The sequence below is a fragment of the Flavobacterium arundinis genome (assembly GCF_038289855.1).
GTDB lineage: Bacteria > Bacteroidota > Bacteroidia > Flavobacteriales > Flavobacteriaceae > Flavobacterium > Flavobacterium arundinis.
Map to the genome: position 1 here is coordinate 406,160 of NZ_JBBYHR010000002.1, position 15,599 is coordinate 421,758.

Consider the following 15,599-nt stretch of genomic DNA (forward strand, 5'->3'; position numbering starts at 1 on the left):
TTCATGAATATTTCTCCTCCCGTTTTTTCTAAAAACGACTCTATAAAATTCTTCAGGACGCTCAACAAGCGTGTTAATGACTACTTTAAGGAAAACAACCTTAAGAAGACCGGCAACTGGAAACTGCACCTGAAAGCGATCATTATGTTTTCGCTTTTCTTTGCGCCCTACTTTATTATCCTTACCCTGGATATGCCGTTGTGGGTACATTTGCTGCTTACCATAGTGATGGGCGTGGGCATGGCCGGCATTGGCATGAATGTAATGCACGATGGCAACCACGGCTCCTATTCTTCCAAATCATGGCTTAACAAAATCATGGGCGGCAGCCTGTATATTTTGGCAGGCAATGTAAATAACTGGCAGGTGCAGCATAATGTGCTTCACCATACTTATACCAACATCCACGGGCACGACGAAGACCTTGACGCCGGCCGTGTGATCCGTTTTACGCACAGCGCAGAGTGGAGCTGGTTTCATAAATTCCAACACTATTACTCCATTTTCCTTTACGGATTACTAACATTCAACTGGGCTATCACTACCGATATCAAGCAGATGAGGCGCTACATCAAGAGAGGATTATCGTACGGTAAATTCCAAAGCCCTATAAAGCAGTGGACGATACTTGTTATCACGAAGATCATTTATGTAACCGTATGGCTGGCGCTCCCTATGGCACTCGGCATAACATGGTGGAAAGTACTTATAGGATTTTTCGTTATGCATTACGTTGCCGGGCTTATATTGAGCGTGGTATTCCAATTGGCACATGTTGTTGAGGAAACTACTAATCCGGTTCCCGACGAAAATGGCGAAATGGAAAATACATGGGCAATACACCAACTGTATACCACGGCCAACTTTGCCCCGAAAAACAAGATCATCAATTGGTTTACAGGCGGGCTTAACCACCAGATCGAACACCACATTTTCCCGAACATAAGCCACGTGCATTACGGAAAGATCGCCGAAATCGTGAAGCAGACCGCTAAAGAACATAACCTGCCGTACCATGAATTCAAAACCATGAGGAGCGCGGTGGCTGCCCATTTCAGGCACCTTAAAGAACTGGGAATGAAACCCGCGATAAGCTAATAAATTCAAACTATAACACAAACGACACCAGGCATGAACCCGCTTTCTGACAGAATCAATAACTTATCTACTTCACAAACCCTTGCTATGGCTGCGAAAGCCAGGGAGCTAAAAGCACAGGGAAAAGACATTATAAGCCTTAGCCTTGGCGAACCGGACTTTAATACGCCGGATTTCATTAAAGAGGCAGCCATACAGGCAATACACGACAACTACAGCACCTACTCTCCTGTAGATGGGTATGTAGAACTGAAAGAGGCTATCTGCAGGAAATTTAAAAGGGATAATAACCTTATCTATACGTCTTCGCAAATTGTGGTATCTACAGGCGCGAAGCAATCGCTTTACAACATCGGGCAGGTAATGCTGAACGATGGCGACGAAGTGATACTGCCTGCACCCTACTGGGTGAGCTATTATGAGATCATCAAGCTTTCGGACGGTGTGCCGGTAGAAGTACCGACATCGGTCGAGAATGATTTCAAGATGACACCGGAACAGCTTGAGGCAGCCATCACCCCAAAAACAAAAATGATGTGGTTCAGTTCGCCATGTAACCCAAGCGGATCTGTTTACAGCCGTGAGGAGCTTACCGCTATCGGCGAGGTGCTGAACAAATACCCGAATATCTATATCGTATCGGATGAAATCTATGAGCATATCAATTTCTCAGGTACATTTTGCAGCATCGCATCGATACCCGGCCTGTTTGACAGGACAATTACCGTGAATGGAGTGGCGAAAGCCTTTGCCATGACCGGATGGAGGATCGGATATATAGGCGCACCTGAATTCATCGCCAAGGCCTGTACCAAAATGCAGGGCCAGGTAACCAGCGGAGCCAACAGTATCGCGCAGCGTGCAACGATTACCGCTGTTGATGCCGACCCATCGGTACTGGAGGAGATGGTAGATGCTTTCCATAAAAGAAGGGATCTTGTAGTGGGATTGCTGAAAGAAATTCCGGGCGTGAAGATCAATGTACCGGAAGGTGCATTCTATGTTTTCCCTGACGTATCTTATTACTTTGGAAAAACACTTAACGGTGTGCAAATAAACAATGCCGACGACCTGAGCATGTACCTGCTGGAACATGCCAATGTAGCGACAGTAACCGGAGATGCATTCGGGAATCCCAACTGCATCCGTTTTTCTTACGCCACCAGCGAGGAACTGCTCACAGAAGCATTACGAAGGATAAAAGAAGCGCTTGCTTAAACAATATAGCCCCCGACAATGTCGGGGGCTTTTTTTATGCTGTTTAAACTTTGTAACTTTGACCCCTAACTACAAACAACAACACAATGCAAAAAAAGATACTCCTATTAGGCTCAGGGGAACTGGGTAAAGAATTTGTGATAGCCGCACAGCGCATCGGACAAAAGGTTATTGCCGTTGACAGTTATGAAAATGCACCCGCCATGCAGGTAGCACACGGGTTTGAAGTCATCAATATGCTGGACGGCGCAGCACTGGACGCTATAGTCGCCAAGCATAAACCTGACTTCATTGTTCCCGAGATCGAAGCCATTCGCACCGAGCGTTTTTACGATTATGAAAAGCAGGGCATCACTGTTGTGCCATGGGCTAAAGCGGCCAACTTTACCATGAACCGCAAAGCTATACGTGACCTGGCAGCGAAAGGGCTGGGCCTGCGTACCGCCAACTACCGTTATGCCACCTCGGCTGAAGAGCTGCAAAAGGCTGTTGCCGAAGTGGGCATTCCGTGTGTCGTAAAGCCACTGATGTCTTCATCGGGTAAAGGGCAGAGCACTATTAAGACTGAAGCTGATATTGAAAAAGCCTGGAGTTATGCAGTCGAAGGCTCGCGTGGTGACGTGGTGGAAGTGATCGTGGAGGCATTCGTGAATTTCAATTCGGAGATAACATTACTAACCGTAACCCAAAATAATAACCCTACCCTGTTTTGCGCACCCATCGGACACAGGCAGGAACGCGGTGATTACCAGGAAAGCTGGCAACCCGCCAATGTATCGGATGCAGCTATGGCGGAAGCGCAGGACATGGCGCGGAAAGTGACGGAGGCGCTTGGAGGTGCCGGGCTGTTTGGTGTGGAATTTTTCCTTACCGATGAAGGGGTATATTTTTCGGAGTTATCTCCCCGCCCGCACGATACCGGAATGGTGACATTGGCAGGCACCCAAAACTTCAATGAATTTGAACTGCACCTTCGCGCTATACTCAGCCTTCCAATTGCAGAGATCACACTCGAAAAAGCCGGTGCAAGTGCTGTTATATTGGCCTCTGAAAACAGCGACAACCCGACATTTACAGGTGTTGAAAAAATAGCTGCACTGCCTAAAACCGATTTCAGGCTGTTTGGCAAGCCTACCTCCCGCCCCTATCGCCGAATGGGTGTGGCATTGGTAAGCGACACTCCGGATACTCCTGTAGGAGAAATCGTAGAAAAGGCGAAAAAGGCAGCAGCATTGATAAATGTTGAAAAATAATATGCTATACATTAGTTTTTTTCGCTGAAAAGCATATTTTTACAAAAATTTAACAACCTATATTATGAGAAAATTATTTGCAATGTTGGCAATCATGTCGATTACACTATTTGTATCATGTGGTAAAGAAAGCGGACCTGAAGGTGTTGCCAAAAGTTTTATTGAGCACACAACAAAAGGAGAATTTGAAGAAGCCAAAAAATACTGTGACGAGACTACAGGCCAAATGATGGGCATGGCCGGCGGTATGATGACTCCTGAGCAAAAAGCAGAAGCTAAGAAAAAAGACGTGAAAATAGATATCATATCGTCTGAAATTAAAGAAGACAAAGCTGTTGTAAAATATAAAGTTACTGCTGAAGGCGAAGATGCAACTGAAAAAACAATGGACCTTAAAAAAGTTGATGGCGACTGGAAAGTTACCATGAATAAAGAAGGCAAGAAATAAATAATACGCTATCTTCCTGATGGCAGCTGTTATTATGAAAAAGCGCTACCTGATTAAAAGACTATTTTTAAGCATGGTAGTGCTTTTTTGTTTTATGCTGATGAGCTATAAAGCATTTTTCTATTTTGACCATCAGTCAGAACAAAAAGAAATCGTTAAAAACCACGATGTTACACGGCTTACGCATGCTGAAATGGCACAACTGGAAGAAGGTGACTTTATTCTTCGCAGGGGTTTCGGCTTTTTCAGTGACTATATCTCAAAAAACCTGAATGAAAGCGCTACCCGCAATTCTATAGATGTAACCCATGCCGGCATAATAGTGCGCCGTAATGGGGCACTGCACGTCATTCATTCCCTATCATCCGATGTCACCAATATTGACGGCCTGCAAATACAACCGCTCGAAGAATTCCTGAACTATTCGGCGCCGGGAAAGATTATTGTTACCCACATAAAAAGCACCGATGTTGCCATTGGGAAAAAAGTGGCAAAGCTGGCTGAAAGCTATCTTGAAAAGCATATCCCATTCGACCATAACGGTAATTTTGATGACGACAAGGAATTATTCTGTACGGAACTGATATGGAAAATACTTGAGAAAGACCTTCGCTGCGTTACGCTACCTACCGAACCAACAGCCCGTAAAGATTTTTTTTATTCAATGATGCCGATGTATGATACGGCTTATTTTGATATTAAGATAAATCAGTACAACGGTTCGAAATAAAAAATCCTTCCACAACATAGTGTGAAAGGATTTAATGATTTATTCAAATAAATTTTCGGCTACTTCTTCCCTATCATAAGGTTGTCAAAAGTAGAAACGTCGATCACTTCTTCATTGTCTTCATCAAAAGAAATATTAATGCTGTCGCCCACCACAGTTACCGGCAATTCGTTGGACAGCTGTGAAGAGCCAATGAATATTTTCGGGTAGCTGCTCACGGTAAAGTAATAGAAGCTATTGCCATTTTTAATATCACTATGGATGCGCCCAACCACAGCCTTCAGTGTCTTCCTGTTGTCCTTGTCGCTGGGGTTTATGCGGTTGCCGGCCATGTTGTACACGTTCTTGTAGGACATCAGTGTTTCGCGCATAGTATTGCCCACGCCTACGATTGTATAATCGCCAATGGCCACCATCGCATACATTTTTACAAGTCCGCCGCCATCTTTGAGTGTCATTACATAGGTCGGGATATCGTTGATATTATACGGTATAGGCAATGAGGCTTTATATCCTTTTTCCTGCACCTTACCTTCAGCCGAGCGTTGGGCGGCATATTCGGTGGCGCCGCTTTGGTTGTACATAGTAGCTTCTTTGGTACGCGTATCGACCAATACAAAACCTACAGCCGATTCTTCCTTACCTACCGATGAAACGCCGGTGTACCAGTACGACCTTCCGTCTTCCCCGTAAACCAGCGTAAGGTCTTCGGTGATCATCAGCTTATTTTCGTTGGAAAAATTCCAGTAGCCGTGAACGTACTCGCCCCAGTCGGAAAGTTGGTCGATTATAAATGATATGGGCTGAATCCTGTCGACCCACTTTGGTGCATTGGCAATGGTATATTCTTCGATAGCGCCGGTTTGGGCATCTACAAGTACAATCCCTGTAGCATCATTACCGCTAAAGCCTATTTCCTTTTCATATTTTGTGGCAACCCAGTACGGCTTGCCCTGGTCGTTGATCTCGAAGTTGAAATCGGCCAGTCCCGCAGTAGCGTACCCATTGAAATACAAATGCCTTTCTACATAGCTGCCAAAATAAGCGCCCGGCTGGTATTTAATCTTTAGGTCTTTTCCATCGAGGTTCTGCACGAGTTTCACATCGCGCTCATTGGTAGCCGAAACCATTACATAACCCTCGGTACCGTCTGAATTATTCAGCCATTTGAAAAAGCCCGAGTGCAGTAGTGGCGCTACCCAGTACAGTTCGTCGCCTACTTTCTGGATAAAGAATTCGCCCAGTTCGGATTTGCTGCCAAGCGCTGGATCTGACCCTAATATTTTTTCGCCAAGAAGGTGCGCCAGCTCTTCATCTACGACCCTTACCTTGTTGATGGATATGGGCGCTATGTGGTTTGACATCTCTTTGCCGGAATGTACTTTACCTATAAGGTTCCTGTATGATTCGCTTCTGAACATGGGCAGGCTTGTGAACAATGGCAGGATAACGATGTAGATGATCAATACTACGGCTGCCGCCATAAGTATTTTATGAACCGGAGAAAGCTTTACTATTACTTTTTTTCCGGACACATCGAAGCCGGTGAAAAGAATGGCGAGCGCGATAAGGAATAGCAGGATCACGGCAAAACCGATAAAGCCGTAGCTGATGACCGGCAGGCCAAAATAAAATAGCAGGAAACCGAATAATGCAATAATGGGAATCGCAATGTACTTGTTCATGATGTTTTTGTGTTTGAAGTATTAGTCTGCAAATGGGAGATAAAGTTACAGTACTAATTATTATAAAAATTTACATTGGAAATTATTCCCTGCAATTATTTATGATGGAGTACTATCAAAATCACGTTTTGTATCAAATTTTATTTTTTCGGGATAAATCAAATTTTATTATCATTAAAAAATTTAGTCCTGACTAAAATGTCCGAAAAGTACAAATTTTGGCGCAGTAGGAAATTTTAAAAAAATAAGATATAAATTACAATTTATCTGAAAAAATTTATGCCGCTGTCAAAATCCGGCACTGTGAAAAAAAACTTATTTTTGTCAAAAACAAACTAACCGAAACAAAATATGAAAGCATACGTATTTCCGGGCCAGGGCGCCCAGTTTACCGGGATGGGCAAAGACCTGTATGAAAGCTCGGCAGAAGCCAAAGAACTTTTTGAAAAAGCCAACGAAATATTAGGGTTTAGGATTACCGACATCATGTTTGAAGGGACTGCCGACCAACTGAAAGAAACGAAGGTAACGCAGCCTGCGGTATTCCTTCATTCGGTGATAAAAGCCAAAACACTTGGGACTGATTTTCAACCGGAAATGGTTGCCGGGCACTCGCTTGGCGAATTTTCGGCATTGGTAGCAGCGGGGGCACTGACCTTTGAAGATGGCCTGAAGCTGGTTTCGCAAAGGGCGCTTGCCATGCAGAAAGCCTGTGAGATCACGCCATCGACTATGGCTGCAGTGTTAGGCCTTGAGGACAAAGTGGTGGAAGATGTTTGCGCTTCTGTGGACGGGGTTGTGGTTCCGGCCAATTATAACTGCCCGGGACAGCTGGTCATCTCCGGAGAGACCTCAGCAGTAGAAAGGGCTTGTGAAGCCATGAAAGCGGCTGGTGCCAAAAGGGCGCTGATACTGCCTGTGGGCGGGGCTTTCCACTCGCCAATGATGGAACCGGCACGCGAAGAGTTGGCCGCAGCTATCGAGAAAACCACTTTTTCTAAACCTGTTTGCCCTGTGTACCAAAACGTAACGGCAAGTGCGGTAACAGATCCCGAAGAAATAAAGGCCAACCTCATCATACAGCTTACCGCACCGGTGCGCTGGACACAGAGCGTACAGAATATGATCGCTGATGGTGCAACGCTGTTTACCGAAGTAGGACCAGGCAATGTGCTTCAGGGACTTGTGAAGAAAATAGATAAGGACGCAGTGACTGCTGGGGCGTAAGGCCATATGTAATATGCATCCTACTTTGCCGCAAAGGGATTCCCCTCCTTTGGAGGGGTGCCCAAAGGGCGGGGTGGTTCAGTATACTATGGAAAAAGAAATTGTAACACATATCCGGGACATTCCTATTTATAGAAATTACACCGAAAATATTCCTTATAATCCTGCATTATCAGGCAGGGCAAGAGCGCTCAGAAAATCAGGTGTCATATCCGAAGTCACGTTTTGGATACAGGTTCATAAAAAGAAGTTCTTCAATATTGATTTTGACAGACAGAAAATCATTGGGAATTATATTGTTGATTTTTATATTAAAACACTTAGCCTTATAATTGAAATCGATGGAACAAGTCATAACGATAAAGATGTTTATGATGAAAAAAGGGATGCTTATTTTATCTCACAAGGGCTAAGAATTTATAAAATATCTGATTTGCGCGTTAAACACGATCTGGATAATGTAATGCGCGAACTGGAAAGTTTTATAATAGATAATTATAGCTCTTAACCACCCCGCCCTTTGGGCACCCCTCCAAAGGAGGGGAATCGCCTGACGTGAAAGTCTGTGCGTTTATTTCCTTAAACATAACATACCTCTAAGCAACCTTTTCGATATTTTCCTATCTTGTAAGAAACCAACTGACATGCTGAAAAAAATACTGTTGCTGGCCGTAGTGCTATGCCTTAACTCCTGCGCCACTATTTTCACCAGGAAGGAATACAAGCTTAAAGTTTTCTCTTATGAAAAAAACAGGAAGGCGATAATTAATGACAGTACCTATATGCTGCCCGCTGAGGTAAAAGTAAGGCGTTCAAAGGAAGACCTGAAAGTAACGCTTATTAGTGGCGATACATTGCGGAAGGATTTTATCGTAAAAGCATCACCCAATCCGGCGTTTCTTTACGGCAACCTTATTTTCATGCAGGCATTCCCGGTAGGTTATGCAGTTGACCTTACTACCCAAAAAAGATTTTATTATGGCCGTAATTTAAGGCTTGACAGCAAAAGCACTGATTCTATTATTGAGCCTCCTTTTCTTAAGTTTTGGAATGTCTATCTTTCAAAAAAATACACTACGCCAAAAGGCCAGTGGGCTTTCACCGCATCAATGCCTTACGCGAATGCTTTTTACCAACAGCCGAAAAATGAGCCTTCGAAAAGCAAAGTTGGCTTCCTGGGCTTTTCGGCAGGGCTTGAATACTATTACAAAGAGGATACGTTTGTAAAACTAAATGCATCGGCTACGATAGATTTTGAGTTCCCCATACCTGTGCCATTGGAATATTTTGATGCCCATGAGAAAATGGGAGCTTATAATTTCACGCTGACCCACAATCATAAATTCAATCGCCTGTCTTTCGGCTACGGCTTTAATTATGCTATAAACACCTGGAAAATTGTAAACTCCGGATGGAAATTTCCATCTAATGATGAGCAGCCCCGTATTAAACGCAGCCATTCTTTTGGAGTAACAGCAAACACCTATTACCAGTTTTCGGATAACTGGTCGGTTGGACTGATATACAGCCCTACATTTTACAATACGTTCCCAAAAAGCGGCACTACTTACCAGCACGTTATCAGCCTTGATATTATGTACCGGCTTCCTTTTAAATTTTGATGATTGACTAAACGAATAAAGCCGCAGCAATGCTACGGCTCTACACTATAATTTTAGCTGTTGGCTGAAACTGTAACTATTCCTTCCCCCTTACCTTCTGCTCCCATTTCCAGGCAGAAGCCAGTGCATCTTCCAATGTGAGTTCGGATTTCCAGCCCAGCACATTATTCGCTTTGGTGGTATCTGCGTAGGCTTCGGTTACATCGCCAGGCCTTTTTGGCACTATTTTATAATTAAGCTTTTGCCCTGTTGCTTTTTCAAAAGCGTGTACTACTTCGAGTACGCTGCTGCCTTTGCCGGTACCCAGGTTGAACACCTCTACTTTTTCGGCATTGGCTTTATCCACAAGTCTTTTAAGTGCCATGACATGGGCTTTCGCCAAATCTACCACGTGTATATAATCGCGGACGCAGGTGCCATCGGGAGTATTGTAATCGTCTCCGAATACGGATAGCTGCTCCCTGAGGCCTATTGCGGTCTGGGTAATGAACGGCACCAGGTTTTGCGGCACACCAAGCGGGAGTTCCCCTATATTCGCTGATTCATGGGCCCCTACCGGGTTAAAATACCGCAGCAAAATGGCATTGATGGCGCTTGCTTTCGCCACATCATGAATAATCTCCTCGCCTACCTGTTTTGTATTGCCATAAGGCGACATTGCGGGCTGAACCGGTGCGTTTTCAGAAATAGGCATCTTTTCTGCCTGTCCGTAAACGGTACATGATGAACTGAAAATAAAATTTGCTTCCGGTTTTTTTTGTAATTCCTGCAACAGATAGACTAATGAAGCGACATTATTTTCATAGTATAGCAACGGGTTTTCAACGCTTTCGCCAACGGCCTTCGAAGCCGCAAAATGGATTACGCCCGAAACATCATCATGCTTTTGGAAGAACTGCTGTACAGCTGCTTTTTCACGGAGGTCTATTTTTTCAAAATGAGGTTTCTTTCCCGTTATAGCTGCAATACCGTCTACAACGCGTTCTTCGGCATTAGAAAGATCGTCGATCACGACTACATCAAAACCTTCATTTTGTAGTTCTACCACAGTATGAGACCCGATAAAGCCAAGGCCTCCTGTTACTAGTATTTTCATTTATTATTTAGTTGTCGGTTGTTAGTTGTGGGAAGCTGCCATCAACCGGCAACTGTCAACTAACAACTATTTTAAAAATTCTAAAACGCTATCCGTTATAAATTTAATCTGTTCGTCATCCAGTTCGGTATGCATTGGAAGGGAAATTACTTCCTTCACCAATTGATTCGTAACCGGGAAATCGGCTTCATTGTAACGCGCACTGGCATACGCCTTTTGGCTGTGCAGTGCGATAGGGTAATAGATGGCGCATGGGATACCTTTATCCAAGAGGTGCTGCATCAGCGCATCCCTGTTGGCATTAATAATCCTTAGTGTATACTGGTGGAACACATGGCTGTCCCTGTCGCCCTTTACGGTCGGCGTAATAATATGAGCGTGGTTGGCAAATGCGGCGCTGTATTTTTCGGCAGCGGTTTGCCTTGCATCATTATAACCGTCAAGCAACGGAAGCTTTGCATTTAGAATGGTAGCCTGAATGCTGTCGAGCCTTGAGTTAACGCCAACTACATCATGGTGGTAGCGTACATACATACCGTGGTTCACAATGCCGCGAAGCGCGTGTGCAAGATCATCGTCATTGGTAAAGATTGCGCCGCCGTCTCCATAGCAGCCCAGGTTCTTAGACGGAAAAAACGAAGTCGAAGCCACATGGCCTATTACTCCTGCCTTCTTTTTAGAACCATCGGCGAATTTATAACTGGCACCGATAGCCTGTGCGTTATCCTCTATTACATACAAATTATGCTCTTTGGCCAAAGCCATAACTGCCTCCATATTGGCTGCCTGCCCGAAAAGGTGTACCGGTACGATCGCTTTTGTTTTTGGCGTAATGGCTTTTTTAATAGCGTCTATTGAGATATTGAACGTATCGGCATCTACATCGACCAATACCGGCGTGAGCTGCAAGAGCGCAATAACCTCAACCGTAGCGGCAAACGTAAAATCGGCCGTAATCACCTCATCGCCGGGCTGCAGGCCCAGGCCCATCATTGCTATCTGTAATGCATCGGTGCCATTAGCACATGGTATCACGTGTTTTGCACCAAGGTACTCCTCCAGGTTTTTCTGGAAGCTCTGCACCTGTGGGCCATTGATATATGTAGTAGTGTCAAGTACTTCCTGGATAGAAGCGTTTACGTTATCTTTTATGCGGTCGTACTGGCTTTTCAGGTCGACCATCTGTATTTTTTTCATGCTGTAGTGAAGTATTAAATCCACGCAAAACTACTAATTAAATGACTGCCTGCCAATGAAAATATGTAATTTAGCGCATCAATAATTTCCGTATGCTTTTTATATATAACCTGCTTACTATAATTGCCTCGGGCATCGTAAAAATAGCCGCGCTTTTCAGCCCAAAAATGAAACTTTTTGTTGAAGGCCGTACCATCGTTTTCGAAACGCTTTCGCAAAAAATAACCCCTACAGACAAGGTGATCTGGTTCCATGCCGCTTCACTGGGCGAATATGAGCAGGGATTGCCCGTAATGCAAAAAGTAAAGGCGTTGTATCCCGGCCACAAAATACTCGTATCTTTTTTTTCGCCTTCGGGTTATGAAGTACGCAAAAACACAAAAGATGCCAATGTAGTGGTTTACCTGCCGCTGGATACTTTGGCGAATGCCGAAAAATTTATTGCCCTCGCCCATCCCGACCTTGTTTTCTTCATCAAGTATGAGTTTTGGCCCAATTACCTCAACGAACTAAGGAAAAACAACATCCCTACTTATCTTATCTCGGGGATGTTCCGGGAGAAGCAGGTGTTCTTCAAGTGGTACGGCGGTTTTTACAGGGATGCCCTAAAAGCGTTCAGCCATTTTTTTGTGCAGTATGAAAGCTCTAAAAAGCTATTACAAAATATCGGCTTTACCAATGCGACCATTAGCGGCGATACGCGTTACGACCGTGTGAGCGAGATACTCGAACGGGACAACAACCTGCCATTCATAGAAGAGTTCATTAACGAGAAAATCACTGTCGTTTTCGGAAGTTCGTGGCCAAAAGATGAGGCCATGTTTACGGATTATATCAATTCGTCTGTTGGCACCAAATTCATCATTGCCCCACACACTTTTGGCGAAAGCCATATAGCCGACCTGCAAAAAAGCATTTCTAAGCCAACCGTGCTATTTAGCGATAAAGATGGCAAAAACCTGGCAGACTATGATGTACTGATCATAAATACCGTAGGACTTTTGACCAAAATATACAGCTATGCCGATGTTGCCTACGTAGGCGGTGGCTTTGGTACGGCCGGACTACACAACATACTGGAACCTGCTGCTTTTGGCGTGCCTGTCATCATTGGGCCAAACCACCAGAAATTCCCTGAAGCGGTAGCATTGGTACACATGGGCGGCTGTATTGCTGTAAAAGCCAAGCAGGAGATGGAGGATGCCTTATCTTTACTTATTCATAATGACGACTCCCGTTGGGAAACAGGCCATATAGCGGGTACTTTCGTATCTATGAACCGCGGCGCTGTAGGTATAATAATAAATCATATTGCTAATGAAGCCGGTATTTAAACCTTTCGAAACAGGCGACGCGAATGCTGTTGTAGCCATGATGCAGGAGTTTTACGCCATAGATAATTACCCGATTGATGCAGCGGTATCGAAGGATTTATTTATGCAGTTTACAGAAAATGACGGTCTCGGACGCGGATGGGTTATACGCTATGACGGCAAGCCTGTGGGTTATGTAATCCTCACGTTTGTTTTCTCTTTTGAGTATAAAGGCCGGATCGCTTTCCTGGACGAATTGTTCTTTTTACCCGATGCACGCGGGTTGGGGCTTGGAAAACAGACTCTTGATTTTATAGCAGAACAGGCGAAACTACTATCTGTCAAAATCCTTTACCTTGAAGTAGAATGGCATAATGCAAGGGCACAAAAGCTATACCTCTCAAAAGGATTCATTATGCATAACAGAGGGATGATGAAAATGGTGGTATAGGCCTCATCCCCAACCCTCTCCAAAAGAGAGGGGAGTGAATGCGGTAATAATTACTTCGGCTGCATTCCCGTAGTAATGGCAATCCTGTTCCACCCATTGATCACAATAATTGCCATGATCACCTCAGCGGTATATTTTTCGCCTAAAACAGCTACTGCCTCATTATAAGTCCTGTCAGAAACGTGGTTGGATATTAGCGTAACTTCTTCTGTAAGGGCAAGGATAGCCTGCTCCTCTTTGGTGAAGAATGGCGTATCCCTCCAGGCGACCAGGGTGTAAAGGCGCTGCTCTGTTTCGCCAAGTTTGCGGGCATCCCTGTTGTGCATATCGAGGCAGAAGGCACAGCCATTTATCTGTGAGGCCCTGATTTTGATAAGTTCGTAATGATTTTTTGAAAGCCCGGTTCCTGCGATGTATTTTTCAAATGCCATCATCATTTTATAGCCTTCGGGTTCAGTTTCGAACAGGTTCATTCTTTTGTCCATGATTAAATTGTTTTACTATTACAGGACAAAGTTCATTCATGGAGAGGACAAAAAACTTAAGGTAGTTTAAGAAAGAGTTGTTTCACAAAGTTGCAAAGTTGCAAAGTTTTTCAGCAAAGCAGAATTAGCAGATATTTTAATTATCACTTCTTTGCCCGCAGCATACTCAGGAATTCAGGTGTAATACCTAGAAAAGACGCCAGCATATATTGGGGCACGCGCTGAACAAATGCGGGATATTTTTGCAGCATAAGCCGGTACTGCTCTTCGCCGGTAAGGTTAAAAATATAATGGATGCGGGTGAGTTGTGCCGAATACGCCCTTTCGAGAACCTGCCTGAAGTACTTCTCCAGTTGCGGAATCTTTTCGAAGAGTTCTTCCTGAACATTCCTGTTGATCGCAACTACAGTCGCATTCTCAATAGCCTGCAGGTAAAACCCCGACGGCTGGCCGCTCTTGTAGCTGTTATATTCTGTTATCCACCAGTTCTCGATGCCGAATTGTATCACCTGCTCCACACCCTTTGGTGTGATAAGGTACATTCTTATCAAGCCTTTTATCACGAAATAATTCTCCTGGCACACTTCGCCTTCACGCAGAAGGTGCTCTTTCTTTTTCACCTCTTTTATAGAAAGGTAAGACGTTAGCAGTTCTTCCTCCGCCGTTGTAAGGGTGATAAATTTACTGATATGCGCAATAATTTCGGTAAACATCGACTGATCGTTTTAACCTGTGAATATATAAATTTTAGTGTCAATAAAAAAGGGGCTGTTTTTTGAGACAGCCCCCGAGTTAAAATAAAACAGGATTACAAAACAAAATATGCATTCTTCACAGGTTCTATGTGGCGCGTTACCTGTGGTAAAGCCTCTTCGTCAAATTCGTCGCGATACTCGTATACCATCTGCATCAGGTTCTTTTCAATAGCGCAGGATATGGTTATCATCGGCGTATCGGTCGGCCTGTTGTCAAACGGGTCCTGAAGGTGTATCGCCATTTTTTCGATAAGGAAACATGCGGCAGCTATAGTTGCTACTACCGGTATCTGCATCCAGCCAAGGAAATCGGTCAGGCTAAAGGGCAGCAGCAATATGAAAAGGCATAGCGTAAAGCGGATGTACAAGCTGTAAGTAGTTGGGAATATGGTATTCTTAATGCGCTCGCATTTACCCATCGAGTCACAAAGCCTTGTGAGCGTATTGTCTATTTCTACCTGCTGGTAGGTATTTAGCATACCTTCATCTTTCGCCCTCCTGATTTCTTTGGCATGAAGCATCAGTATCGCATTAGGCACATGTTTATGATTTTTCACAAAGCGCATCTCTTTTTCGTTCAGCAGGCCGGACAGTGGCTTGTAAGGATCTTTTCCGCGAAGGGACTGCGCCAGGGCATAGCACCATCCCGACTGCCTTTTGGCAAACCGCTCCTTGTAGTCGTGCGCCTCGGTCGAAAAATCGGGGTCTTTGTAAAAGCTGATTACCTGGCGGAGCAGCGAGCGGGAATCGTTCACTATACCACCCCAAACAATGCGTGCCTCCCACCACCGGTCATACGCCTGGTTTGATTTGAAAGCCAGCAACAGCGATATTATAGTACCTATTATCGTGGGCACCGCAATGGGGATATCTATAGAAAATGCATGGTAAAAATGGTGTATAACCTCAAACACTACCGTGTAGGCTACCACCAGTGCAAGTTCAACTTTGATCTTGCCCAACACATATTTCATTGGTATTCTTTTCTTTAACAACATAATTGTCTCGTTTTAAATTAAAA

Annotated in this window: 16 protein-coding genes; 10 read left to right on the top strand and 6 right to left on the bottom strand. The window is 44.3% G+C overall.

Going from position 1 to position 15,599, the window contains the following annotated elements:
- Positions 1-3: 3 nt before the first annotated feature.
- From AAEO56_RS04925 to AAEO56_RS04945, 5 genes are all read left to right on the top strand, one after another.
- Positions 4-1,098 carry a fatty acid desaturase family protein gene (locus AAEO56_RS04925; RefSeq protein ID WP_341695913.1) on the top strand — a complete coding sequence of 365 codons (1,095 nt, stop codon included), beginning with the start codon at positions 4-6 and terminating at the stop codon, positions 1,096-1,098.
- Between the two features lie 33 nt (positions 1,099-1,131).
- Positions 1,132-2,316: a pyridoxal phosphate-dependent aminotransferase gene (locus AAEO56_RS04930; RefSeq protein ID WP_341695914.1), complete on the top strand. Its 1,185-nt coding sequence runs from the start codon at positions 1,132-1,134 to the stop codon at positions 2,314-2,316.
- 86 nt (positions 2,317-2,402) lie between these two features.
- Positions 2,403-3,569, top strand: a complete 1,167-nt coding sequence (purT, locus tag AAEO56_RS04935; protein ID WP_407934949.1) for a formate-dependent phosphoribosylglycinamide formyltransferase — start codon at positions 2,403-2,405, stop codon at positions 3,567-3,569.
- Between the two features lie 64 nt (positions 3,570-3,633).
- Positions 3,634-4,017, top strand: a complete 384-nt coding sequence (locus AAEO56_RS04940; protein ID WP_341695915.1) for a DUF4878 domain-containing protein — start codon at positions 3,634-3,636, stop codon at positions 4,015-4,017.
- 19 nt (positions 4,018-4,036) lie between these two features.
- Positions 4,037-4,747 carry a YiiX/YebB-like N1pC/P60 family cysteine hydrolase gene (locus AAEO56_RS04945; protein WP_341695916.1) on the top strand — a complete coding sequence of 237 codons (711 nt, stop codon included), beginning with the start codon at positions 4,037-4,039 and terminating at the stop codon, positions 4,745-4,747.
- A 59-nt stretch (positions 4,748-4,806) separates the two neighbouring features.
- Here the strand turns inward: AAEO56_RS04945 and AAEO56_RS04950 are convergent, their stop codons facing one another.
- Entirely contained in the window at positions 4,807-6,432 is a 1,626-nt protein-coding gene (locus AAEO56_RS04950; protein ID WP_341695917.1) for a hypothetical protein, read from the bottom strand.
- Between the two features lie 351 nt (positions 6,433-6,783).
- On the opposite strand from AAEO56_RS04950, the gene fabD reads away from it, so the two are divergent.
- The 3 genes from fabD to AAEO56_RS04965 all read left to right on the top strand — a co-directional run bounded on the left by fabD (position 6,784) and on the right by AAEO56_RS04965 (position 9,281).
- A complete protein-coding gene (gene fabD, locus AAEO56_RS04955) occupies positions 6,784-7,659 on the top strand; it encodes an ACP S-malonyltransferase (protein ID WP_341695918.1) in 876 nt (291 codons plus the stop codon).
- 88 nt (positions 7,660-7,747) lie between these two features.
- Positions 7,748-8,167 carry an endonuclease domain-containing protein gene (locus tag AAEO56_RS04960; RefSeq protein ID WP_341695919.1) on the top strand — a complete coding sequence of 140 codons (420 nt, stop codon included), beginning with the start codon at positions 7,748-7,750 and terminating at the stop codon, positions 8,165-8,167.
- 136 nt (positions 8,168-8,303) lie between these two features.
- Positions 8,304-9,281 (top strand): hypothetical protein, encoded by a 978-nt coding sequence (locus AAEO56_RS04965; protein ID WP_341695920.1) that lies wholly within the window; start codon positions 8,304-8,306, stop codon positions 9,279-9,281.
- 76 nt (positions 9,282-9,357) lie between these two features.
- On the opposite strand, the gene galE is transcribed toward AAEO56_RS04965, so the two are convergent.
- Together galE and AAEO56_RS04975 are read right to left on the bottom strand one after the other, a co-directional pair.
- Positions 9,358-10,377, bottom strand: coding sequence for a UDP-glucose 4-epimerase GalE (galE, locus tag AAEO56_RS04970; protein ID WP_341695921.1), 1,020 nt, complete (start codon positions 10,375-10,377; stop codon positions 9,358-9,360).
- Between the two features lie 66 nt (positions 10,378-10,443).
- Positions 10,444-11,574: a DegT/DnrJ/EryC1/StrS family aminotransferase gene (locus tag AAEO56_RS04975; RefSeq protein WP_341695922.1), complete on the bottom strand. Its 1,131-nt coding sequence runs from the start codon at positions 11,572-11,574 to the stop codon at positions 10,444-10,446.
- A gap of 92 nt (positions 11,575-11,666) precedes the next feature.
- On the opposite strand from AAEO56_RS04975, the gene AAEO56_RS04980 reads away from it, so the two are divergent.
- Both AAEO56_RS04980 and AAEO56_RS04985 read left to right on the top strand, forming a co-directional pair.
- Entirely contained in the window at positions 11,667-12,908 is a 1,242-nt protein-coding gene (locus AAEO56_RS04980; protein WP_341695923.1) for a 3-deoxy-D-manno-octulosonic acid transferase, read from the top strand.
- A complete protein-coding gene (locus AAEO56_RS04985) occupies positions 12,892-13,338 on the top strand; it encodes a GNAT family N-acetyltransferase (protein ID WP_341695924.1) in 447 nt (148 codons plus the stop codon). Before AAEO56_RS04980 ends, AAEO56_RS04985 begins: the two co-directional genes overlap by 17 nt.
- Positions 13,339-13,388: 50 nt before the next feature.
- On the opposite strand, the gene AAEO56_RS04990 is transcribed toward AAEO56_RS04985, so the two are convergent.
- The 3 genes from AAEO56_RS04990 to AAEO56_RS05000 form a co-directional block, all read right to left on the bottom strand.
- Entirely contained in the window at positions 13,389-13,823 is a 435-nt protein-coding gene (locus tag AAEO56_RS04990) for a carboxymuconolactone decarboxylase family protein (protein WP_341695925.1), read from the bottom strand.
- Positions 13,824-13,966: 143 nt separating this feature from the next.
- Positions 13,967-14,536, bottom strand: a complete 570-nt coding sequence (locus AAEO56_RS04995) for a Crp/Fnr family transcriptional regulator (protein ID WP_341695926.1) — start codon at positions 14,534-14,536, stop codon at positions 13,967-13,969.
- 95 nt (positions 14,537-14,631) lie between these two features.
- A complete protein-coding gene (locus AAEO56_RS05000; RefSeq protein ID WP_341695927.1) occupies positions 14,632-15,576 on the bottom strand; it encodes a bestrophin family protein in 945 nt (314 codons plus the stop codon).
- Between the last annotated feature and the right edge of the window lie 23 nt (positions 15,577-15,599).